22 protein-coding genes and 1 pseudogene are annotated in these 19,837 nt (G+C 66.3%); 11 read left to right on the plus strand and 12 right to left on the minus strand.

Annotated elements, in window-relative coordinates; genetic code table 11:
- Positions 1–110 (plus strand): annotated as a pseudogene (locus ACNA7R_RS11220) (transposase); the annotation flags it as partial.
- Between the two features lie 82 nt (positions 111–192).
- Here ACNA7R_RS11220 and ACNA7R_RS11225 read toward each other — a convergent pair.
- Positions 193–351, minus strand: a complete 159-nt coding sequence (locus tag ACNA7R_RS11225; protein WP_416283653.1) for a hypothetical protein — start codon at positions 349–351, stop codon at positions 193–195.
- Positions 352–465: 114 nt separating this feature from the next.
- On the opposite strand from ACNA7R_RS11225, the gene ACNA7R_RS11230 reads away from it, so the two are divergent.
- From ACNA7R_RS11230 to ACNA7R_RS11240, 3 genes are all read left to right on the plus strand, one after another.
- The gene (locus tag ACNA7R_RS11230; RefSeq protein WP_416283654.1) at positions 466–1,923 is read left to right on the plus strand and encodes a sulfatase-like hydrolase/transferase; all 1,458 of its coding nucleotides are present in this window, start codon (positions 466–468) and stop codon (positions 1,921–1,923) included.
- Between the two features lie 109 nt (positions 1,924–2,032).
- Positions 2,033–2,473, plus strand: a complete 441-nt coding sequence (locus ACNA7R_RS11235) for a hypothetical protein (RefSeq protein ID WP_416283655.1) — start codon at positions 2,033–2,035, stop codon at positions 2,471–2,473.
- A gap of 68 nt (positions 2,474–2,541) precedes the next feature.
- Positions 2,542–3,597 (plus strand): S66 family peptidase, encoded by a 1,056-nt coding sequence (locus ACNA7R_RS11240; RefSeq protein WP_416283656.1) that lies wholly within the window; start codon positions 2,542–2,544, stop codon positions 3,595–3,597.
- Between the two features lie 10 nt (positions 3,598–3,607).
- On the opposite strand, the gene ACNA7R_RS11245 is transcribed toward ACNA7R_RS11240, so the two are convergent.
- From ACNA7R_RS11245 to ACNA7R_RS11265, 5 genes are all read right to left on the minus strand, one after another.
- Positions 3,608–4,018, minus strand: coding sequence for a desampylase (locus ACNA7R_RS11245; RefSeq protein WP_416283657.1), 411 nt, complete (start codon positions 4,016–4,018; stop codon positions 3,608–3,610).
- A gap of 2 nt (positions 4,019–4,020) precedes the next feature.
- On the minus strand, positions 4,021–4,992 hold the full coding sequence (locus ACNA7R_RS11250; RefSeq protein WP_416283658.1) for a cobalamin-binding protein: 972 nt from the start codon (positions 4,990–4,992) through the stop codon (positions 4,021–4,023).
- A gap of 54 nt (positions 4,993–5,046) precedes the next feature.
- Positions 5,047–5,598, minus strand: a complete 552-nt coding sequence (locus ACNA7R_RS11255; protein ID WP_416283659.1) for a hypothetical protein — start codon at positions 5,596–5,598, stop codon at positions 5,047–5,049.
- Positions 5,599–5,656: 58 nt separating this feature from the next.
- Positions 5,657–6,397 (minus strand): SDR family oxidoreductase, encoded by a 741-nt coding sequence (locus ACNA7R_RS11260; protein ID WP_416283660.1) that lies wholly within the window; start codon positions 6,395–6,397, stop codon positions 5,657–5,659.
- A gap of 62 nt (positions 6,398–6,459) precedes the next feature.
- Entirely contained in the window at positions 6,460–7,989 is a 1,530-nt protein-coding gene (locus ACNA7R_RS11265; protein WP_416283661.1) for a carboxypeptidase M32, read from the minus strand.
- Between the two features lie 161 nt (positions 7,990–8,150).
- Between ACNA7R_RS11265 and ACNA7R_RS11270 the strand changes: the two genes are divergently transcribed.
- Entirely contained in the window at positions 8,151–8,507 is a 357-nt protein-coding gene (locus ACNA7R_RS11270; RefSeq protein ID WP_416283662.1) for a hypothetical protein, read from the plus strand.
- Between the two features lie 228 nt (positions 8,508–8,735).
- A complete protein-coding gene (locus ACNA7R_RS11275) occupies positions 8,736–9,041 on the plus strand; it encodes an FmdB family zinc ribbon protein (RefSeq protein WP_416283663.1) in 306 nt (101 codons plus the stop codon).
- A gap of 4 nt (positions 9,042–9,045) precedes the next feature.
- On the opposite strand, the gene ACNA7R_RS11280 is transcribed toward ACNA7R_RS11275, so the two are convergent.
- The gene (locus ACNA7R_RS11280) at positions 9,046–10,125 is read right to left on the minus strand and encodes a M20 family metallopeptidase (RefSeq protein ID WP_416283664.1); all 1,080 of its coding nucleotides are present in this window, start codon (positions 10,123–10,125) and stop codon (positions 9,046–9,048) included.
- A 111-nt stretch (positions 10,126–10,236) separates the two neighbouring features.
- On the opposite strand from ACNA7R_RS11280, the gene ACNA7R_RS11285 reads away from it, so the two are divergent.
- Both ACNA7R_RS11285 and ACNA7R_RS11290 read left to right on the plus strand, forming a co-directional pair.
- Positions 10,237–12,111, plus strand: a complete 1,875-nt coding sequence (locus ACNA7R_RS11285) for a PINc/VapC family ATPase (protein ID WP_416283665.1) — start codon at positions 10,237–10,239, stop codon at positions 12,109–12,111.
- Between the two features lie 268 nt (positions 12,112–12,379).
- Entirely contained in the window at positions 12,380–13,276 is an 897-nt protein-coding gene (locus ACNA7R_RS11290) for an NAD+ synthase (RefSeq protein WP_416283666.1), read from the plus strand.
- A gap of 3 nt (positions 13,277–13,279) precedes the next feature.
- Here ACNA7R_RS11290 and ACNA7R_RS11295 read toward each other — a convergent pair whose 3' ends face one another.
- The 5 genes from ACNA7R_RS11295 to ACNA7R_RS11315 all read right to left on the minus strand — a co-directional run bounded on the left by ACNA7R_RS11295 (position 13,280) and on the right by ACNA7R_RS11315 (position 17,360).
- Entirely contained in the window at positions 13,280–13,681 is a 402-nt protein-coding gene (locus tag ACNA7R_RS11295) for a hypothetical protein (protein ID WP_416283667.1), read from the minus strand.
- Positions 13,682–13,726: 45 nt separating this feature from the next.
- Positions 13,727–14,020, minus strand: coding sequence for a winged helix-turn-helix domain-containing protein (locus ACNA7R_RS11300; RefSeq protein WP_015321623.1), 294 nt, complete (start codon positions 14,018–14,020; stop codon positions 13,727–13,729).
- Positions 14,021–14,233: 213 nt separating this feature from the next.
- Positions 14,234–15,358, minus strand: a complete 1,125-nt coding sequence (locus ACNA7R_RS11305; protein WP_416283668.1) for a DUF5305 domain-containing protein — start codon at positions 15,356–15,358, stop codon at positions 14,234–14,236.
- A gap of 141 nt (positions 15,359–15,499) precedes the next feature.
- The gene (locus ACNA7R_RS11310) at positions 15,500–16,663 is read right to left on the minus strand and encodes a S26 family signal peptidase (protein ID WP_416283669.1); all 1,164 of its coding nucleotides are present in this window, start codon (positions 16,661–16,663) and stop codon (positions 15,500–15,502) included.
- Positions 16,664–16,850: 187 nt separating this feature from the next.
- Positions 16,851–17,360, minus strand: a complete 510-nt coding sequence (locus ACNA7R_RS11315; RefSeq protein WP_416283670.1) for a hypothetical protein — start codon at positions 17,358–17,360, stop codon at positions 16,851–16,853.
- Between the two features lie 262 nt (positions 17,361–17,622).
- Between ACNA7R_RS11315 and ACNA7R_RS11320 the strand changes: the two genes are divergently transcribed.
- From ACNA7R_RS11320 to ACNA7R_RS11330, 3 genes are read left to right on the plus strand one after another with little or no spacing between them, the layout of a single operon-like run.
- On the plus strand, positions 17,623–18,189 hold the full coding sequence (locus ACNA7R_RS11320) for a hypothetical protein (protein WP_416283671.1): 567 nt from the start codon (positions 17,623–17,625) through the stop codon (positions 18,187–18,189).
- Between the two features lies 1 nt (position 18,190).
- A complete protein-coding gene (locus tag ACNA7R_RS11325; RefSeq protein ID WP_416283672.1) occupies positions 18,191–19,441 on the plus strand; it encodes a hypothetical protein in 1,251 nt (416 codons plus the stop codon).
- Between the two features lie 60 nt (positions 19,442–19,501).
- Positions 19,502–19,837 carry a hypothetical protein gene (locus tag ACNA7R_RS11330; RefSeq protein WP_416283673.1) on the plus strand — a complete coding sequence of 112 codons (336 nt, stop codon included), beginning with the start codon at positions 19,502–19,504 and terminating at the stop codon, positions 19,835–19,837.

Genomic DNA, 19,837 nt, shown 5'->3' on the forward strand with positions numbered 1-19,837 from the left:
GTCGTCGGCAAAACGCAGACGATGGAGGTGCACCCGTAGATGTGCGCTTGAATCGCGGGATGCTGAACGTGAGCGGGGAGTACGTGCCCCCTGCCTCGGTTGAGGCATAGAACGGGAGTCCATGCGAAAGCCTCGGGGCTTGACCCCGAGGCAATTTACGACTCAAGTACAGAACTCGTACCACAACTCCCGCTACGACTCGAGTTCGCGGTCCGACCCCTGCTCGTCGCGTTGCTCGACCGAGTGACCGGTCTCGATGTAGTGGCGGATCATCACCTCGTTGAGTTCGCCGTCGGCATCGTCCTCGACGCGACGGCTCCACTCACACTCCTCGCAGTACGCGACTGGCACATCCGGAGTTTCGAGTACGGGTTCTTGAATTATCTGGTTCGATCCCGGGAATTACGGTCGAATCGACGGCCCTGCAAGGCCACCGTTAACTGCGGCCCTGCCGTACGACGCCCGATGCCAGACGCCGACGGTCGTCCGAACGTGTTGTTCGTCCTCAGCGATCAGGAGCGGTACGACTACTCCGCGCCCGACGGTCCGCCCGTCGAGACGCCCACGATGGATCGGCTCTCGAGCGAGGGGATGCGCTTCGAACGGGCGTTTACCCCGATCAGCATCTGTACGAGCGCCCGGGCCTCCCTGCTGACCGGACTCTTCCCCCACGGCCACGGGATGCTGAACAACAGCCACGAGGCCGACGCGATCCGGGCGAACCTGCCGACGGAGCTGCCGACGTTCTCCGAACTGCTCGCCAAGGCGGGATACGAACTGACCTACACCGGCAAGTGGCACGTCGGCGACGACCAGACCCCCGAGGACTTCGGCTTCGCCTATCTGGGCGGCAGCGACGTACACCACGACGACATCGACGAGGCGTTCCGCGAGTACCGCGAGGATCGAGGGACGCCCCTCGAGGAAACCGACCTCGAGGACGAGATCTACACCCGCGGCGGGAGCGAGGACGGAACCTTCGTCGCCGCGAAGACGCCCGTCGACGTCGAGGACACCCGCGCGTACTTCCTCGCCGAACGGACGATCGACGCGATCGAGGCCCACGCCGAGAGCGACCGCGAGGAGCCGTTCTTCCACCGGGCGGATTTCTACGGTCCCCACCACCCCTACGTCGTTCCCGAACCCTACGCCTCGATGTACGACCCCGAAGACGTCGAGCGACCCGACAGCTACGCCGAGACCTACGACGGGAAACCGCGGGTCCACGAGAACTTCCTGCACTACCGGGGTGTCGCCGACTTCGACTGGGAGACCTGGGCCGAAGCGATCGCCAAGTACCGCGGGTTCGTGACGATGATCGACGACCAGATAGAGCGGATCCTCGAGTCGCTCGAGGAACGCGGACTCGAGGAGGAGACCGCGGTCGTCCACGCCTCGGACCACGGCGACTTCGTCGGGGGCCACCGCCAGTTCAACAAGGGACCGCTGATGTACGACGACACCTACCGCGTTCCGCTGCAGGTGCGCTGGCCGGGCGTCGTCGACCCCGGGTCGGTCTGCGAGGCTCCCGTTCACCTCCACGACCTGGCCGCGACCTTCCTCGAGATGGGCGACGTCACGGTGCCGGACTCCTTCGACGCACGGAGTCTCGTCCCCCTGCTCGAGGGCGAGGCTTCCGAGGAGCGTCCCGACTCCGTCTTCGCGCAGTACCACGGCGAGGAGTTCGGCCTCTACACCCAGCGGATGGTCCGCACCGAGCGGTACAAGTACGTCTACAACGGGCCCGATATCGACGAGCTGTACGACCTCGAAGCCGATCCCGCGGAGCTACAGAACCTGATCGACCACCCCGACTACGCCGACGTCCGCGAGGCGATGCGGGAGCGACTGGTCGACTGGATGGACCGGACCGACGACCCGAACCGGAAGTGGGTGCCGGACGTCCTGCGGGAGCGGGACTGAGACCCGCGGACCGGGGGATCGGTCGCTCGACCCGGAAGCGTACGTTTACGGTCTCGAGGCGGGTAGGCACCCCCATGACCGACGGACCGATCGCGACGGAGGGGAACCGATGAGCCGATCCGGACGCGACGACCCCGGGCCAGAGAAGCTTCGCGAGCGAGCCGCCGAGAACGAGGCGATCGCCGACGCACTCGAGGAGCTCGTCATCGAACTCCGGGACGAACCCGTCAGGGAGAGCCGGCTCGAGGGACTGTTCGACGAGGCGACGACCAGCGATCCGGGAATCTGGAACACCGTCACCGCCTTCATCGACGTCGAGGACGGCGAGGCGGTCGTCACCGACGAGTCGAAGCTCGCGGCGGGTAAGTGGGCGCCCGAGATCGTCGAGGGCTGCGATACGATGGTGACGATCGACATCCAGCGTGGGCTGATGCCGGACGACTTCAAATACCTCGTCGGAAGCGAACTCCAGGACCGGATTACGGAGTTCCGCGAGGAGGCCGCGAAGAAACGACAGGAGGCCGACGAGATCGAGGGCGACTGGGAGTAGCGTTTTCGAGGCCGCCGTTCGGCGACCGACCGCGACAGAAATATGTCAGCTCGGGTTGACGTCGACGTATGCCCGAGTTTATCACGCCGCCGCCGCTGGAGCGTGGCGACCGCGTCGCCGTCCTCGCACCCTCTAGCGGCGGCGCGCGGGAGGCACCTCACGTCTTCGAGCTGGGTCTCGAGCGACTGCGGGAGCGGTTCGACCTCGAGCCGGTGATCTACCCGACGGCTCGACAGGGGAACGCGTTCCTCGCCGACAACCCCCGCGCCAGGGCCGCGGACGTCCACGCCGCCTTCCGCGACCCCGAGATCGACGGGCTCGTCGCGACCATCGGCGGCAGCGACCAGCTACGGATCCTGAAACACCTCGATCCGGACGTCCTCCGGGCCAACGCGACCCGGTTCTACGGGATGAGCGACAACACCGCCCTCCAGCTGTTCCTGTGGAACGCCGGCGTCGTCTCGTACAACGGCGCCCAGCTGATGAACGAACTCGCCGTTCCGGGCGAGCTACCCGCCTACACCGAGCGGTACTGTCGGCGCGCGTTCTTCGAGGACGACCTCGGGCGGCTCGAGCCGGCCGCCGAATGGACCGACGAACCCTCGACGTGGTGGACCGAGCCCTCCGAGATGGACTCGTCGCCGGCCTACGAGCCGAATCCGGGCCGACGGTGGGCTGGCGGGAGCGAGCCCGTCGAGGGCCGAACGTGGGGCGGCTGTCGCGCGATCGTCGAGTGGTTCCTGGCTGCCGACCGCTTCGTGCCGTCACCCGCCGACCTCGAGGGGGCGATTCTGTGTCTCGAGACCGCCGAATCGATCCCCGAGCCCGACGCCGTCGGTGGGACCCTCATGTGTCTCGGCGAGCGCGGGCTGCTCGAGCGGTTCGACGGCGTCGCGATCGCTCGCCCGCCGACTCGGAGCTTTCTGACGGAGCCGCCCCGCGAGCAGCGGGAGGCCTACCGCGAGCGACTCTACGACGAGGTCGTCGAGCAGGTTCGGCGGTACAGCCCGGACGCGCCCGTCCTGTTGGGTCTCGACTGGGGACACACGACCCCGATCGCGCCGCTGCCGATCGGGGGCCGTCTGGAACTGGACCCGAGGTCGGAAACCGTTCGGTGTCGCTGAACGACAATGCTCACTCGAGCAGGACGTCCTCGTCCTCGAAGCCGTCGTCCTCGCGCCAGCGCCAGGACCCGATCTCGAAGGGGTCGAGCGAGACGATGACGTACGACCGATCGGGCCAGGTCGCGTCGGCCGCGTCGGTCTCACTCGGATGGGGCGGGCCCTGCGGATGGGAGTGGTAGAAGCCGACGATCTCCTCGCCGCGAGCCTCGAGGCGGTCGAAGATCGCGAGCTGTTCCTCGGGGTCGATCCGATACCGGGTTCGGGGGTGCTCGGCGACGTTCTCGGCGGGGTACTGCGAGCGAACCTCGCTTCGGCCGTTCGGTTCGTACTCTCCCCCGAGGACGCCACAGATCTCGAACGGACGCCCGTCTCGAGCCCGCTCGACGATCTCCGCTCGAACCGCTTTCGGAAGGACGAGCACGATCAGGGCGCCTGATCAGCCCGGGTCTCGGTCGGTCCGGACGCGTTCGACGCGAACTCCTCGAGGACCTCGAACGGTATCGCCACCGACTCGGGCGGCCCGTCGAACCGCTCCGGTTGAACGATCGGGGCCAGCGCCTCGAGGGTGTCCACGAGCCGCGGACCGGGGCGGTTGAGGTAGTGGTGGCCGTCCATCGCCCACACCCGACCCTCGCGGACCGCCGCGAGGTCGTCCCACCCCTCGCGCTCGGCGAGGTCCGTGCGATTCGCGGCGGTCTGCTCGAGGTCGAACCCGCAGGGCGCGACGACCACGAGTTCGGGATCGTACTCGCGGATCGCCTCCCACTCGCGGGGCGTCGAGCGCTGGCCGACGTCGGCCAGCCCGTACTCGCCGCCGGCCCACTCGACGAGTTCGGCGGTCCAGTGGCCCGCGATCATGGCGGGGTCGGTCCAGTCGAAGATGGCGACACGGGGCCGATCGCCGTCGTCGATATCCGCAGTGCGGTCCCGCACCGCGTCGATTCGTGCCTCGAGATCGGCCCGAACCTCTCGAGCGCGCTCCTCGCGGTCGGTCGCGCGCCCGATCCGCTCGAGGTCGTCCAGCACGTCGTCGACGGTGTGGGGATCGACGGTGAGCACGTCGGGATCGGACTCGATCCGCGCGACCGCCTCTGCGATCACGGCCTCGTCGACCGCACAGACGTCGCACATCCCCTGGGTGACGATCAGGTCGGGGTCGAGTTCCTCGAGCAGGTCGACGTCGACCTCGTAGACGCCGTCGTCGGTCTCGCCGATCTCGAGGACCTGGCGGTCGATCTCCTCGCTCGAGGCGTCGGCATCGATGCGGGAGCGCGTGATCGAGGGAAGCGACGCGACGCTCGGCGGATAATCACACTCGTGGGAGACGCCGACAGGCTCGAGGCCGAGCGCGGCGACAAGCTCGGTCGCGGAGGGAAGCGTCGTAACGATTCGCATACTCGTCGTAGGTGCGGCAGGCTCAAAAACTGCGGCCCCGGCGGAACGACGAGGTCAGTACTCGTCGAGGTCGCGCTCGGAGTCGTCACCGAACTCGTGGTCCGGGTCCGCCGAGTCGCCCGGCTGCTCGGTCGGGTCGTCCTCGATGTCGATCGTCGTCTCGCCGTCGTCGTCGATATCGAACTCGTCGGTCTCGAGTTCCTCCCCGTCGACGCCGACGCTGCCGTCGGTGATCTCGATGGTGACGCCGTCGTGGTCGCGCTGGCGGCCGACCATCTTGCCGGTCGCCGACTCGACCTCGTCGTTGACCGCCCAGGCGAACCGCAGGACGGTCTCGAGTTCCGCGCCCGCCTGCTGGATCCCCCGTTCGGCGGGGAGTTCACCCAGGCTCTGGGCGCCCTCCGGATGGAGGTACTGGATCGGGTGGTCGTTTGGCACTTCGCGGAGGTCGACGTCGAACGACCAGAGGTACGGCAGCAGCTGCACGGCGTACCCCTGCGGTTTCGGCGCGCGGCGACCCGCCGCCGTGAAGGCGAGGGTCAGCGCCGACGACTCCGCATCGGTGTCGAAGTAGACGCCGTCGAAGCCGGGAATCGAGATGCGCATACACGCAGGTTAGTCCGATCAGGGGTAAGGGTAGAGCCGGCACTCCCAGCCCCTTTTATCAGAACCGGTCGGCGAACTTGTCCCGCCGGTTGATGTCGAGTTCGCTCACGCTCGAGTGGTCCTGGCTCGCGACGAACCGGATCGCCTCGGCGACCTCCTCGGGTTCGCTGGCCTCGCTCTCGTCGAAGGCCTCGGCGAACGTCTCGCCGCTGGTCGTCTCGAACTCCGAGCGGACCTCCGCGGGGTTGATAATGCTGACGCCGACGCCGTCGTCGCCGACCTGGGCCGCGACGCTCTTGGCGAACCCCCGGACCCACCACTTCGAGGCGGCGTAGATCGGATTAAAGGAGCGGGGGTACTGGCCGGCGAAGCTGCCCAGAAAGATCAGGTGCCCCTCCCGCTCGCGGACGTGGGGAATCGCCGCACGGGTCGCGTAGAAGACGCCGTCGACGTTCGTCTCCTGCATCGTCTCGTACTCCTCGGTGCTCATCTCGGCGATCTCGCTGCCCCGGGAGAGCCCCGCGTTGTTCACCAGGATATCGAAGCCACCGAAGCGATCGACGGTCTCCTCGATCAGGGCGTCGACGTCGTCCTCCTCGCGGACGTTCGTCGGGACGACGAGCGTCTCGACGCCGTGGTCGGTCTCGAGTTCGTCCGCCAGCTCCTCGAGGTCGCCCTCGCTTCTGGCCGCGAGGACGACGTTCGCCCCCGCGTCCGCCAGCTCCCGACAGGTCGCCGCGCCGATCCCGGCGCTCGCCCCGGTGACGATCGCCGTCTGCTGCTCGAGTGTGTCTCTCATTGTGAGGGGCAGACGCGCGCTCGATCCTAAGCGTTTCTGCAAGCGGCGGTCGACCCCGAGTCTCAGTACTCCTCGAGGTCGTACAGCTCGCCGTACTTCGATTTCGCGTACTCGAGGAAGTAGTCGGCCGTGTACGCCTCGCCGGTGGCGTGTTCGACCAGATCGGGAGTCGTGTAGCGCGCGCCGTGCTGGTGGATCTGCTCGCGGAGCCAGCCGTTGAGGTCGTCGAACTCGCCGGCCTCGATGTCGTCGTCCAGATCGCCGAGGTCGTCCTCGGCGGCGGCATAGAGCTGGGCCGCGAGCACCGAGCCGAGCGAGTACGTCGGGAAGTAGCCGAAGGAGCCGTGGGACCAGTGGATGTCCTGCAGGCAGCCCTCCGCGTCGGTCTCGGGACGCACGCCGAGGTACTCCTCGTACTTGTCGTTCCAGGCTTCTGGGACGTCCTCGACCTCGAGATCCCCCGAAATGAGGTCGCGCTCGATCTCGAAGCGGATCACGATGTGGAGGTGGTAGGTGAGTTCGTCGGCCTCGACCCGAATGAGGTTGTCATCGTACACCTGGTTCGCGGCCTCGTAGGCGTCTTCCGGGGTGGCGTCCTCGAGCTCCGGGAACCGGTCGGCGACGGTCGGCAGGAACTGCTCCCAGAACGGACGGGAGCGGCCGACGTGGTTCTCCCAGAGTCGGGACTGGGACTCGTGGACGGTGAGGTCGCGGGACTCGCCGAGGGGAGTGCCGTAGGCCTCGTCCGGGAGGCCGAGCGTGTAGTTGGCGTGGCCGAACTCGTGGATCGTCGAGGTCAGCGACCCCAACAGGTCGTCCTCCTCGAATCGGGTCGTGACGCGGGCGTCGAACTGCGTCCCCGAGGAGAAGGGGTGGGGCGCGGTGTCGAGGCGACCGCGACCCCAGTCGTAGCCCAGTGCGTCGAGGACGTCGCGGGCCAGCGCCTCCTGATCGTCGTCGTCGAACTCGCCCGCGAAGGTGTCGGTCGCCAGATCGACGTCGGCACCCTGGATCGCGTCGATCAGCGGGACGAGTTCCTCGCGCAGGCGCTCGAGCACGCGCTCGGCGGTCTCGAGGTCCAGGTAGGGCTCGTAGTCGGCGAACAGCACGGCGTAGGGGTCGGCGTCGGGATCGATGTGCTCGGCGTACTCCCGCTTGAGTTCGACGAGCTTCTCGAGGGTCGGCGCGAACTGCTCGAAGTCGTCTTCCTCCTTCGCTTGCTTCCAGGTCGGGTGGGCGTTGGCCGTCGTCTCGGAGATCTCCTCGACGAGTTCCTGGGGGACGCTGGTTTCGCGGTCGTACTGCCTGCGGACCTCCCGAACCGCGGCCTGCTGTTCGTCCTCGAGATCGGCAGATTCGAGCTCCTCGAGCAGGTCGCCGGTCTCGTCCGCCGTGAGCAGCTCGTGGCTGATCGAGGACAGCGCCGAGAGCTGCTGTGCGCGGGCCGGCGTCCCCTCCTCGGGCATGACGACCTCCTGGTCCCACCGGAGGATGCCGGCCGCGTTGCCGACGTTCGAGATCCGCGTGATCCGTTCTTCGAACTGGTCGTAGGTCTCGCCCCGCTGCTCGCTCTGGGCCTGATCGGTTGCCATTGGCTGGCAATACTTACGGGAGTGTCATCAACGTCGTGGTTCCGGAACGGGCTCGCCGCGACGGTTTCGGTTCAGTTCTCCGGAAACCGCTCGAGAATGATATACCTGTGGGAACTGCAAGCCACGGACTGTTTGTTCGGACTGGTGAGTAACGTGATGCAATGGTCGTCGCATCACTCGTCGTGTTCATCGTCAGCCTGTTGATTGGTGCCCTCGGGATCTTCCTCGGGGCGAAGTTCGTCGTCGACGTCGAGGACTACACCTACGCGTTTATTACCGCCCTCATCGGCGCGATCGTCTGGGCGGTCGTCGGGTTCTTTTTCGGGTGGATACCGCTGTTGGGCCCGATACTGGTGTTCCTCGCGTACCTCGCCGTGATTAACTCCCGGTATCCGGGCGGCTGGATCGCGGCGCTGACGATCACCCTCGTCGCCTGGCTGTCGGTGCTCGTCGTGCTGTACGTGCTCGCGTTCGTCGGGCTCACCGGGTTCGAAGCGGCCGGCGTCCCCGGCGCCTGACCGTCCAACCGTATCGCGTTACGCACGCCTTCGTTTTTTGCCGGTCGGACGGGACGACCCGAGTACGGCAGCGACCCGTTAGTTCGCCGCCCGATCGCGGTGCTCGAGCGCGGCGTCGACGACCGGTCGTGCGAGCGGTACTCCGGACCTCGCGATCCCCGATGGCTCGTCCGGTGTCGCTCCCTCGACGGTGAAGAGTTATCCGGATCGATCGCTAATTCGTAACCAATGGGACTGTTCGAGAAGCTCGGCCGGAAGGTCGGCGAGTTCACGCACGAGGCAAAGGAGGCAGCCGCCGACGAGGCGGGGTACCGCTGCGAGGAGTGTGGAAACACGTTCTACACCGAGCAGGCGTGCCCGGAGTGTGGCAGCGAGAACGTCACCGAACGTAACGCGGACGTAGACGACGACCGCGCCGCGGACGAACGTGACGCGACGGAACCGGCAAGCAGCGAAGAATCCGAGCCGTCAACCGGTTCAGCCGACGTCTCCTCGCCGACTGACGAGACCGACGATCCAGCGAACCGCGAGTAGGCTGTTATTGCGGCCACGTCTCGGCCGCGCGCCGGTAGAGGTCGGCACAGCGCTCGAGCATCGCGATCGAGACGCTCTCGGTATCGGTGTGGGCTTCGCCGGGCTCCGAGGCGCCACAGATCACGCACTCGGTCCCCGCTCGAGAGAGCCAGCCGGCGTCGGTCGCGTGCGGTTTCGTCACGAGTTCCGGCGCGCCCGACTGGGCGCCGTCGGCCGCCTCGAGGACCGCCTCGGCGAACGCCTCGTCGCCACACTCCATCGGTGGCAGATCCTGATCGATCGTCCACTCGACGCCCTCGAGTTCCTCGACGCCCTCGAGATCCGCTCGCCTCCCCGGAACGGTCCGTTCGTCGACCGTCACCTCGCAGCGGTCGGGAACGACGTTCATCGCCGTTCCTCCCTCGATCTCGGTGACGACGACGCTACCCGTGAGTCGCTCGCCGGCCACCTCGACCGTCGGCGCCTCGAGCCCCCGAACGATATCGACGGCGTCGCTCGCCCGGTAGATCGCGTTCTCGCCGGCCTCCTGTTCGCTCGCGTGGGCTCGCTCGCCCCGTGCGGTGATCGTGCTCCCGCGGCGGCCCTTGTGGGCGACGGCGACGTCGGTGACGCCGGGTGCGGAGTACCCGGTCGAACCCTCGCCGACGATCGCATAGTCGGGCGCGAACCCCCCCTCGATGGCGTGGCGGGCGCCGACCCCTCCGACTTCCTCGCCGACGAAGCTCGCGAAGACGAGTTCGCCGGCAGGTTCCGCATCGCGGAACGCGACCGCCGCCGCGGCGACCGCCCCCTTCATGTCCGCCGTTCCCCGACCGTACAGTCGGCCGTCACGCTCCTCGACGACGTACTCGTCGCCGCCCGCAACGACCTGCGAGTCGGCGGGTTCGACGACGTCGTGGTGGCCGACCAACGCGAGCGTCTCCTCGCCCGCCCCCTTCCTGGCGAAAACGTTGCCGACCTCGTCCCGCGTTACCTCCGCCGTGGTCTCGCGGCGCAGCCACTCCTCGAGGAGGTCCCCCGCGGCCGTCTCGTCCTCGTGACTCGGCGTCCGTACGAGCTTCCGGGTCAAATCGATGACCGACATGGCGGCACCTTCCACCTCGGGGAAGTTGATTGCACCGCAGTCGTGAGAGCGACTGACGCCCCCTTCATGTGCTTGAACACCCTTATTGGCGTTCGGGACCCAGGAGACGGTATGAATGTCGTGCCGGATACGAGCGTGGTCATCGACGGCCGCGTCTCGGCGACGATCGAAGACGGGCAGTTCGAGGGAGCGACGATTTCGGTGCCGGAGGCAGTCGTCGCGGAACTCGAGGCGCAGGCCAACGACGGCCTCGACAGCGGCTGGGACGGCCTCTCGGAGCTCCAGCGGCTCGCGGAACTCGCCGACGAGGGGACGATCACCCTCGAGTACGTCGGCGACCGACCGAACGCCATCGAGCGCGGCCACGCCTCCGAGGGGGAGATCGACGCCCTGATCCGCGACCTCGCGGAGGATCTCGGCGCCACGTTCCTGACGAGCGACATCGTCCAGGCCGAGGTCGCTCAGGCGAAGGGCCTCGAGGTCGAGCACGTCTCGCCGGAAGTCCGGGAGGTCGGCACGCTGACGATCGAGGAGTTCTTCGACGACGGGACGATGAGCGTCCACCTTCGGGCCGGCGCCGTTCCGAAGGCCAAGCGAGGAGAACTCGGCGAGATGCGCTACGAGGAGATCGCCGACGAACCGCTCGACGAGGAGACGATCGACGAGTACGCCCGCGAGATCGTCGACGGCGCCAAGGAGTCCCACGACGGCTTCATCGAGCTCTCGGAGCCGGGGATGAAGATCGTCCAGTTCCGGGACTACCGGATCGCCATCGGTCGACCCCCGTTCTCGGACGGCATCGAGATCACCGCCGTCCGCCCGATCGCCCAGACCGACATCGAGGACTACGAGAACGCCGACGAACTCAAAGAGCGGCTGCTCGAGCGCCAGCGCGGCGTGCTGATCTCGGGTGCGCCCGGCGCCGGGAAGTCGACGTTCGCGCAGGCGGTCGCTCGCTTCATCTCCGACAACGATTACGCGGTCAAGACGATGGAGAAGCCGCGGGACCTGCAGGTCGGCCCCGAGATCACCCAGTACACCGAACTCGCGGGCCAGATGGAGAAGACGGCCGACGCCCTGCTGATGGTTCGACCGGACTACACCATCTACGACGAGGTCCGCAAGACCGACGACTTCGAGGTCTTCGCGGACATGCGCCTGGCCGGCGTCGGCATGATCGGGGTCGTCCACGCGACCCGCCCGATCGACGCGCTCCAGCGGCTCGTCGGTCGCGTCGAACTCGGAATGATCCCACAGGTCGTCGACACCGTCGTCTACATCGAGGCCGGGGAGGTCGACACCGTCTACGACGTCCGGACCGAGGTCAAGGTCCCCGCGGGACTCACCGAGGAGGATCTCGCTCGACCCGTCATCCAGGTCACCGACTTCGAGACGGGCGAACCCGACTACGAGATCTACACCTTCAACCGCCAGGTCGTCACCGTTCCGCTCAACGACGAGGAGGGCGGCCCCGGCAGCGAGTCGGGCGTCGACCGCATCGCCAAACAGGAGATCGAACGCGAGATCCGGTCGGTCGCACGAGGGTACGTCGACGTCGACCTCAAGAGCCAGGACAAGGCGGTCACCTACGTCGAAGAGGACGACATCTCGAGCGTGATCGGCAAGGGTGGCGGCCGGATCACCGACATCGAGAACCGCCTCGGAATCGATATCGACGTCCGAACCCACGACGAGAACCCGAACTACGGGGCCGGAAGCGGCGGTAGCGGAGGCGGCGGGGGCGGAAACGCCGCCGGCTCCCAGCCCGGCGAGATGGTCACCCCTGAGATCACCTCGAGACATATCGTCATCCCTGTCGATGGCAGCCACGGCGAGACCGTCGAGGTCCAGGCCGGCGGCGACTACCTCTTCACCGCGACGGTGAGCCGCGGCGGCGAGATCCAGGTCTCGCGAGGCAGCGCGATCGCGGACGATCTCGAGCAGGCGATCGATCGGAAGGACCCGATTACGGTCGTCCCCTCGTAGTCGTCCCGCGAGTGACGCGACTGGAGCGAGACGAGCATCGGACTCCTTCGACACCCCCGTTTCGAAGAGTGGGAGTGAGGTTCCCCGATCCGAATCAGATATTTAGATCATCAAATTCTATGGCGTATATATACATATCACTCCGTTCTACTCCGGCAGTAGCTCGTGATACCTGCACCCAAACCGAGACTACTAGCAATATAATCGCAAAACACTTAACGGAGACAAATGTCTGGCTAGTCGTAGATCAACACCACGTGATTCAACTATGGGTGCTAAAAGGAAAACGTTCGTCTACTCGGAACTCGAGAACGGTGTCGGACCGTTCATTACTGATCGGGACGCCCTCGAGACGGTTCGGGAACGGATCGCCGACGACCTTCGCCGAACCGTCGCCGACGCCGGTGCGGACGGCGTCGTCGTCGCGATGAGCGGCGGGATCGATTCGACGGTGACCGCCGCGCTGGCGGTCGAGGCGCTGGGCAGCGATCGGGTGCTCGGGCTCGGCCTGCCCTGTCACAAGAGCGACCGCACGCAGGTCAACGAGGCCCGGACGATCGCGGACGGGCTCGGCATGGAGTTCCGCGAGATCCAGCTGCAGCCGCTGCTGGGTGCCTTCGAGGAGACGGTCGCCGCGAAGTTCGAACCGAAATCAGCCGACCGACCCAACGAGCGCAACCGCGCGATCGGGAACGTGATCGCACGGCTACGGATGTGCTGTGCGTACTACGCGGCCAATCGTGAGTCCCGGCTCGTCGTCGGAACGGCGAACCGCTCGGAACTCCTGCTCGGATACTTCACGAAGTACGGCGACGGTGCCGCGGATACGTATCCGATCGGCGACCTCTACAAGACCGAGGTCCGGGCGCTCGCCAAGCGACTCGGCGTTCCGCGACGCATCATCAGCAAGACGCCGACCGCCGGCTTCTGGGCCACCCAGACCGACGCCGGCGAACTCGGCGCCACCTACGACGTCATCGATCCCCTGCTCTACCGCCTCGTCGACGAGGGCGACTCCCTCGAGCAGGCGATCGCCGCCCTCGAGATCGAGCCCGACCTCGCCCGCGAGATCGTCTCGCTGTTCGCCGAAACGGCGCACAAGCGGGCGACGCCGCACACGCCGGGGATCGCGAACCGCGACGGGTTCGAGTCGGTCGATCCCTGACCACTACTCGAGGTAGACGTCGGGATTTCGCCACCAGAACAGCCCCCACGAGAGCATGAAGCCGACGGCCATCGCGACGATGTCCTGGACGATCTGGGGCAGTCCGAGGTCGACGATGGCGACCAGCACGATCGCCGAACCGAGCGCCGCACCGGCGACGACAAACGCCAGGTCGCCGACGATCCGTTCCTGTGATCGTTCCCAGTAGTGCTGGCGGTCCTCGTCGTACCAGACGCCGACGTAGATCAACACCGGCGACATGAGCGTGATAACCGTGATCGACTGGTACGCCTCCGGCAGCCCGGCCGGAAACAACACGAGCTGGTTGAGTATCTGTGCGACGATAGACATGACGAACAGCCCGGCCAACAGCCACCCCCACCGGGGCAATCGCTCCTTGTCCATACACGGAGGCGATCACCACTGAAAAATAATCCTGCCGCTTCCCGGCTACTCCGCGCAGCAGGCGTCCTTCTTCGGGGATTCCTCGACGCCGCTGCCGTCGGCCGCGACGGGCTCCTCGAGCCGGTAGAGGCTCTGCCTGGCGTCCGCAAAGTAAATGTCCTCGTCGACGATGCCGATCTCCTCGAGGCGCTCGAGGGCGTAGCGGACGGTTCGAGCCGAGAGCATCGACTCCTCGACGATCTGTTTCTGTGTCAGCGGACCGTCGTACTCGAGAACCTTGAACACGAGTTTCGCGCTCGGTGGCAGATCCTCGAGGTCCTCGCCGTCAGTCGCGGTCATATTACGATTCGAAAGCTCCCAGTAGTATAAAAGTTGAGCCTTACAGGGGAAGAGTTCGAGATAATATATTGGCCGGTCGGAGCGAGTAAAATGGAGTTATGGGTTCTATCGCGGGAAATCGCGACTATTTGACCGATCAGTCAGCTCGAGCGGGAACCCCTCAAAAAGGTTACCCGAAATCGGGGCTGCGGTCCCGTTCGGTCGACGGACGACTCAGATCCGTTCCCAGGCGTCGTCGTCGTCCGGATCCGGAAGCTCGCCGAACGATTCGTTCGGACGAATCGCGGTTTCGTCGGTCGCCTCCGGAGTCGAGTTCCCGAGATCGAGTTCCGGCCAGGCGGTTTTCTCCCACTGGCCGCGTTCGGAGTAGTAGTAGACGACGTCGTCGTTGACGACGGCGAACAGTCCCCGCTGGCGGTCGTGGACGACGCGTGCGCTCGTGTCGATGGCGACGTCGACGACGTCCTCGAGGGTCTCGAGTTCGACGTGGTAGTCCCCGACCCACATCGGAATCGATCCCGCCGAGATCCACTCCGCGTAGCGACGCTCGTGGACGGAGCGGCGGGCCGACTCGGCGTCGATCGGGCGCCGCGTGTGAACGACCCCAGCGCCGGCGAGTGCAAGCAACCCGACCGTCGCCAGCCCGGCGACGGCCGCCGCGTTCGGCGATTCCTGGACCTCGACCTGCGCCGTCTCGCTGTGGTCGGTCGACGCCGTCAGCTCCTCCTCGAGCCAGTAGGCGTCTTCGGTCAGCTCGAGGGGGCTCGACAGCGTCTGTTCGTCCGCGTGGGTGCCGGTATCGTAGACGGCGACGACCTCGAGCACCGTCCGAACGGCTCCGACGCTTTCGAACTCCGTCTCGACGTCCGCCCGCTCGGCCGCGAGCGCGTCGACGTCGATCGTCGTCTCCGAGCGCGCGACGCCGTCCTCGACGGTGGCGACGGTCCGCTCCTCCCGGACCGTCTCCGCCCAGAAGACCGCCTCGTCGTGTTCGGCCTCGTGGCGGACGCGGACCTCGTGGGCGACCTCGGCGTCGTCGCTCGGAACCGTCGTCTCCGCGGTGAGGGTTAGCGCCGGCACCTCGGGCAGGGTGTACACCGGGTTGTCCTCGAGTTCGGTGCCGACCTCCCAGGGGCCGTCCTCGACGACCGTCGCGCTCGTCGTCCCCTCGGTCGCGACGGTCTCCCGATCGACCTCCTCGGCCGTCGTCGACGTCCCCGGCGTCGCCGCGACCCAGCCGGCGCCGACGAGCGCGAGCACTCCCACAAGCGCGAGGACGATCGCGAGAATTCGGCCGCGGTCCGCGATCACCAGGTCCAGTCGCGGGTTATCGATCACGGATCGTCCCCCCATCCGGCTCGCCGCCAGTCTCCCGCGCTCGACTCCGAATGTATCTCGAGCGAACAGGTCGTTCGGGAGAACTGTTCATATACACACGACGTATCCCGATCGTGATAACGGTAGTGGCCCGCAAGTCGCCTACCGCCATCGACGGAGTCGGCGCCGAAGACGCGTCGAGAGCGGGATGTGATCGCCCGGGCTCCGGATCCGGAAGTCGCCTCGCCCGAACAGGAGCGCGACGGCCACGACGACGACGCCGACGAGGACGAGATCGACGGCGGCGATCGCGGCGAGGGGGTGGATGCCGTGCAGCCAGACGAGCAGTGCGGGGGGTAAGACGGCGAGGTAGCGGTACTCCCCGACGGAACTGGTGTACTCGCCGGTCTCCTCCGGCGCCGACACCGACAGCGTCGTCGCGCCGTCGGAGCGGGGGCCGAGGGTTTGCGATCCGGGCTGGGCCTCGAGTCCTCCGCCGGTCTCATGGACGACGACCACCGGGGCGTAGCCCGCGTTCTCGACCTCTCGAGTCAGTTCGGTCGTCTCGCCCGGGGCCAGGATCTGGGGATCGTCGGTCGGCGACTCCGTGACGGCGACCTCGTACTCGTAGCTGCCGGCGGGAACCACCATCGCCGCGGTCGCCAGCGCGACGATCACGAACACCACGAGCGCGACGGTCCCCCAGAACGCGTAGACGTTCTCCCGGGCGGTCGACCGCGTTGCCTCGCGTCGAGCGACGCCCGCGCGCTCGAGGAGCACTCCCACTCCGAACAGCGCGATGCCGAACCCGACCAGCACCGAGCCCAGGCTGTGACTGTCGGCCGTCGAGACGCCGACGACCGAGGCGACTGCCCCGTAGGCCGACTCGAGGGTACCCTGAACGCCCATTATGGCAGTTCCGAGGTGGGGAATCGTCAGGACCTCACCGCCCGGCTGCCAGGCGACGGCGACGATCTGCTCGTCGCTCACCGGCGGCTCGTCGCCGCCCTGATCGGTGAAGGGGTTCGCGTCGCCCGCCGTCACGTACCCCTCCGGGGTTTCCTCGACGATCCGGTGTGTCGTCAGCTCGCCGCCGTGGAGTTCCTGAGCGTCGAAAACGACCACGTCGCCCTCGCTCGGCGAACCAGCGACGGCGCTGGGCACGGCGACGAACCCGTCGCCGGCGTCCATCGCCGGCTCCATGCTTCCCGTCGCAACGTAGCCCAGCAGGATCGGCTGACCAAGTACCTGCCCGACGACGAGCAGGGCGACGGCGAGGACGACGACTCCGGCCGCGCCTCGAGCGACGAACGTTCGTGTTGTCATCCACCCACCACGACCGACATCAGAGTTGTCTGTTTTTGGTAAATACTTCCCATATTATAAATATGTCTGCCGGGAGGTCTCGATCGAAAGCCGTGTACCAAGGGGCCATTCGAGGTGAAACGATGGTGGAAAGGGGATCGACCATAACCTCGACAAATATTTGAAACCGCCCCTCGCCCAGTTTCCATTAGTTTCTTTCAGCTACGATTGTGATCTCGCTAGGAATCTCCTCTTCATCATTGTCACCTTGAAGATCGAAGACGACGTCGAGCGTTACTTCGTTGTTCCCTTCCCCCGAACCCAGCTGAGCACTTCCCTCGAAATACATCGGCTCTCCGTCTCTCCCGAGAAGGTTCGTCTCACTGGCACCGTTTTCGTCGTCGACACGTATTTCGAGTGTGTAGCTGTGATCCTCGTCGCCGCCGTATCTGATTTCGAACGCGTCCTCGAACCTCGTGAGCGCATCCCGATTGAGATCGTCGACCTCGAACTCGATGAGGTCGTCCTCTCCACCCTCACCTGCCAGCGTGTCGTTGACGATTTCTAGCTCGAGAAGCGCACTGTCGTCACCCGCGGTACTGACGTCCACTGATCGACCCGCTTCGACAGTACTGAACGCACCCGTACCCAGGGCCGCACCGCCGCCGGCGACGATCGTTCCGAGTCCGATGAGCGTGTTTCGTCGGTTGAGTTTCATGATAAATTCTCTGATCCGGCCGGCGACCGAGATCTCGAGCGGGGTCGCGGACGGGTCCTGTCTCGACCTACGTCGGCCCACCTACTTTGTATTAACCATCTTGAAAGTCACCTTAGGAGGTTGCTATGAATTCAGGCTCGGCCAGAACCGGTTTCTACCGGCTGCGATACCGTTCGAGTTGTAGAACGAACGGTGAAACGAACGCGTTGGCCAGTAAGCTTATCTATCGGTGGTCGGTACTGTACGGCGTACTGACGTTCTAATGGCGACGAACAGGGCCGCGGGTGAGACGGGGACGGATATCGACGAGTCGCCGCCGGATCGTGGAGAGATATTCGGACTGCTCTCGAACCAGCGACGGCGGTACGCGATCCACTACTGCAAGCGCGAGGACGGGCCGGTCGAACTCGGCGACCTCGCCGAACACGTCGCCGCCTGGGAACTCGAGAAGGAGATCCCGGAGCTAACCGCTGCGGAGCGAAAGCGCGTCTACACCTCCCTCCAGCAGAGCCACCTGCCGACCCTCGAGCAGGCCGGGATGGTCGTCTTCGACGATCGGACGATCGAACTCACCGAGGAGGCCTCGGAACTCGACGTCTACCTCGATATCGTCCCGAGCGACAGCGTCCCGTGGGGGGTCTACTACCTCGGCCTCTCCGCGCTCGCGGCGGTCGTGATGGCCGGACTGTGGCTCGAGGTCGTCCCGACCGGGACGATTCCGGCACTTGGCTGGACGACCCTCGTGGTCGGGCTGTTCGCGGCGTCGTCGATCGTCCACGTCGTCCAGAACCGACGGATGCGGCTGGGGGAGATGGAGCGCCCGCCGTAACATGCGACCGACGAAATCGCTGGCGATACTCTGTGTCGTCCTCGGTGTCGTCCTGCTCGCGGGGCCGACCTTCGGATTCGTCTCGATATCCGCCGATCGAGGCGTTTCGATCGGGACGGCCGACGACGGGGACGGGTATCTCGGCCTCGAGACGGTCGATACCGTCGTCAGCGATCAGAACGACGCCGAGACGGTACTCGTAATGACGAACAACGCCGACGAGGAGCTGTCGATCGACGCCGACGTGACGATTCGCGGGTCGGGGCTCGAGGAGGCGAGCGACTTCGACGGCACGCTCCAGCCGGGCGAAGAGACGACCTACGCGGTGACCTGCGAACCCGGAACGGGCGCCGGCGAGACGGAGCTCGAGGTTATCGTCCGCTCCGCAGCAGGCGAGGGGATCGCGATCGAAGGGATGGATCGGACGGTGACGGTCGAGCGGGACTGTCCCGGACGGTCCGATCCGGGAGCGCCGGGCGGCTCCGACCCCGGTCCGGGCTTCGATACGGTCTCGGCGAGCGACGTCTCGGAGTTTACGGGTCCGGGCGACGAACGCCAGCGGTTCCGGTTTACCCTCGCGGGGAATCGACAGCCCTACGAGGAAGTCGAGATCGACCTGAGCGACCCGCACGGCGACGGCGTCGACTACACCGAGACGTTCTGGGACGAGGATACTCTCGAGGTCGTCGAGGGAAGCGGGGAGGTGTGGGATGGCGGCGAGTCGGTCGTCTACCAGGTCGCCCCGCAGGACGGGCACGACGACGAGATCGTTCTCGAGGTCGGGGGCTACGCGACCGACGGCGACGGTGGCCCCTACGACGTCGCGTTTACCCGAACCGAGACGGACGACGTCGGAACGGCACAGTTCGCCATCAACGGCGAAGGCGCCGGCGACAAGCCGTTCCTCGACGTCTCGGCCGAGGACGTTCGCTCCGACGACGACCGCCAGACGTTCAGTTTCACCCCCAACCACGGGCTCGAGCCGTGGGAAGACGAGGTTCGCATCGACCTGGGAGCGGTGGACGGCCTCGCGTACGACTGGGACGTCAGCCTTGAGGAGGGGCTCGGAGACGACGGGAACGTCTGGCGAAACGGGGACGAACTCGTCTACCAGGGTAACGACAGGGGGACCGCTGGCGAGGAGGTCGTCGTCTCGGTCGGCGTCGAGACGACCGATCACGGAGCCGGTGAGGTGACGTTCACGCGAACCGATACAGGCGAGGCGGCGACGGGGTCGTTCGAGATCGAGTAGGCGCGTTCGCTCGAGTCCGAACCCGAACCCCTTTTCACCACCGAAAACAGAACTCTCCCTATGTCGACCGAATCGATTAGCGACCGACACGAGCACGTCCGCTCGATCAGCGTGACGGCGCTGTCGGCCCTGCTCGGCGTCGGCGCGGCGTTCGCCTCGCTGGCAATGGCGGGCGACGTCTCGTCCGTCGAGGCAGCGAGTGCCGCCGCGAACGATATGCGCGGGCTGTTGCTCGTCCTGGGCGCGATCCTCGTGCAGTTCGTCCTCTACGACTTCACGGACATCTACGGCGAGGACGAGTTCGGCGTGAAACACTACCTGTTCATCACGTTCATGACGTTCTCGTTCTGGTTCGTCGTCTTCGGAATCCTGCTGACGACGGAGGCGATGGGTTGA

This window comes from Natronococcus sp. (genome assembly GCF_047921035.1).
In the GTDB taxonomy this organism is placed as follows: Archaea; Halobacteriota; Halobacteria; order Halobacteriales; family Natrialbaceae; genus Natronococcus.

What these genes read in the sequence shown, in the direction of transcription:
- ACNA7R_RS11230 (WP_416283654.1), top strand. Translation starts at nt 466, where the DNA reads ATGCCAGACGCCGACGGTCGTCCGAACGTGTTGTTCGTCCTCAGCGAT.
- ACNA7R_RS11235 (WP_416283655.1), top strand. Translation starts at nt 2,033, where the DNA reads ATGAGCCGATCCGGACGCGACGACCCCGGGCCAGAGAAGCTTCGCGAG.
- ACNA7R_RS11240 (WP_416283656.1), top strand. Translation starts at nt 2,542, where the DNA reads ATGCCCGAGTTTATCACGCCGCCGCCGCTGGAGCGTGGCGACCGCGTC.
- ACNA7R_RS11250 (WP_416283658.1), bottom strand. Translation starts at nt 4,992, where the DNA reads ATGCGAATCGTTACGACGCTTCCCTCCGCGACCGAGCTTGTCGCCGCG.
- ACNA7R_RS11255 (WP_416283659.1), bottom strand. Translation starts at nt 5,598, where the DNA reads ATGCGCATCTCGATTCCCGGCTTCGACGGCGTCTACTTCGACACCGAT.
- ACNA7R_RS11260 (WP_416283660.1), bottom strand. Translation starts at nt 6,397, where the DNA reads ATGAGAGACACACTCGAGCAGCAGACGGCGATCGTCACCGGGGCGAGC.
- ACNA7R_RS11265 (WP_416283661.1), bottom strand. Translation starts at nt 7,989, where the DNA reads ATGGCAACCGATCAGGCCCAGAGCGAGCAGCGGGGCGAGACCTACGAC.
- ACNA7R_RS11270 (WP_416283662.1), top strand. Translation starts at nt 8,151, where the DNA reads ATGGTCGTCGCATCACTCGTCGTGTTCATCGTCAGCCTGTTGATTGGT.
- ACNA7R_RS11275 (WP_416283663.1), top strand. Translation starts at nt 8,736, where the DNA reads ATGGGACTGTTCGAGAAGCTCGGCCGGAAGGTCGGCGAGTTCACGCAC.
- ACNA7R_RS11280 (WP_416283664.1), bottom strand. Translation starts at nt 10,125, where the DNA reads ATGTCGGTCATCGATTTGACCCGGAAGCTCGTACGGACGCCGAGTCAC.
- ACNA7R_RS11285 (WP_416283665.1), top strand. Translation starts at nt 10,237, where the DNA reads ATGAATGTCGTGCCGGATACGAGCGTGGTCATCGACGGCCGCGTCTCG.
- ACNA7R_RS11290 (WP_416283666.1), top strand. Translation starts at nt 12,380, where the DNA reads ATGGGTGCTAAAAGGAAAACGTTCGTCTACTCGGAACTCGAGAACGGT.
- ACNA7R_RS11295 (WP_416283667.1), bottom strand. Translation starts at nt 13,681, where the DNA reads ATGGACAAGGAGCGATTGCCCCGGTGGGGGTGGCTGTTGGCCGGGCTG.
- ACNA7R_RS11300 (WP_015321623.1), bottom strand. Translation starts at nt 14,020, where the DNA reads ATGACCGCGACTGACGGCGAGGACCTCGAGGATCTGCCACCGAGCGCG.
- ACNA7R_RS11310 (WP_416283669.1), bottom strand. Translation starts at nt 16,663, where the DNA reads ATGACAACACGAACGTTCGTCGCTCGAGGCGCGGCCGGAGTCGTCGTC.
- ACNA7R_RS11315 (WP_416283670.1), bottom strand. Translation starts at nt 17,360, where the DNA reads ATGAAACTCAACCGACGAAACACGCTCATCGGACTCGGAACGATCGTC.
- ACNA7R_RS11320 (WP_416283671.1), top strand. Translation starts at nt 17,623, where the DNA reads ATGGCGACGAACAGGGCCGCGGGTGAGACGGGGACGGATATCGACGAG.
- ACNA7R_RS11325 (WP_416283672.1), top strand. Translation starts at nt 18,191, where the DNA reads ATGCGACCGACGAAATCGCTGGCGATACTCTGTGTCGTCCTCGGTGTC.
- ACNA7R_RS11330 (WP_416283673.1), top strand. Translation starts at nt 19,502, where the DNA reads ATGTCGACCGAATCGATTAGCGACCGACACGAGCACGTCCGCTCGATC.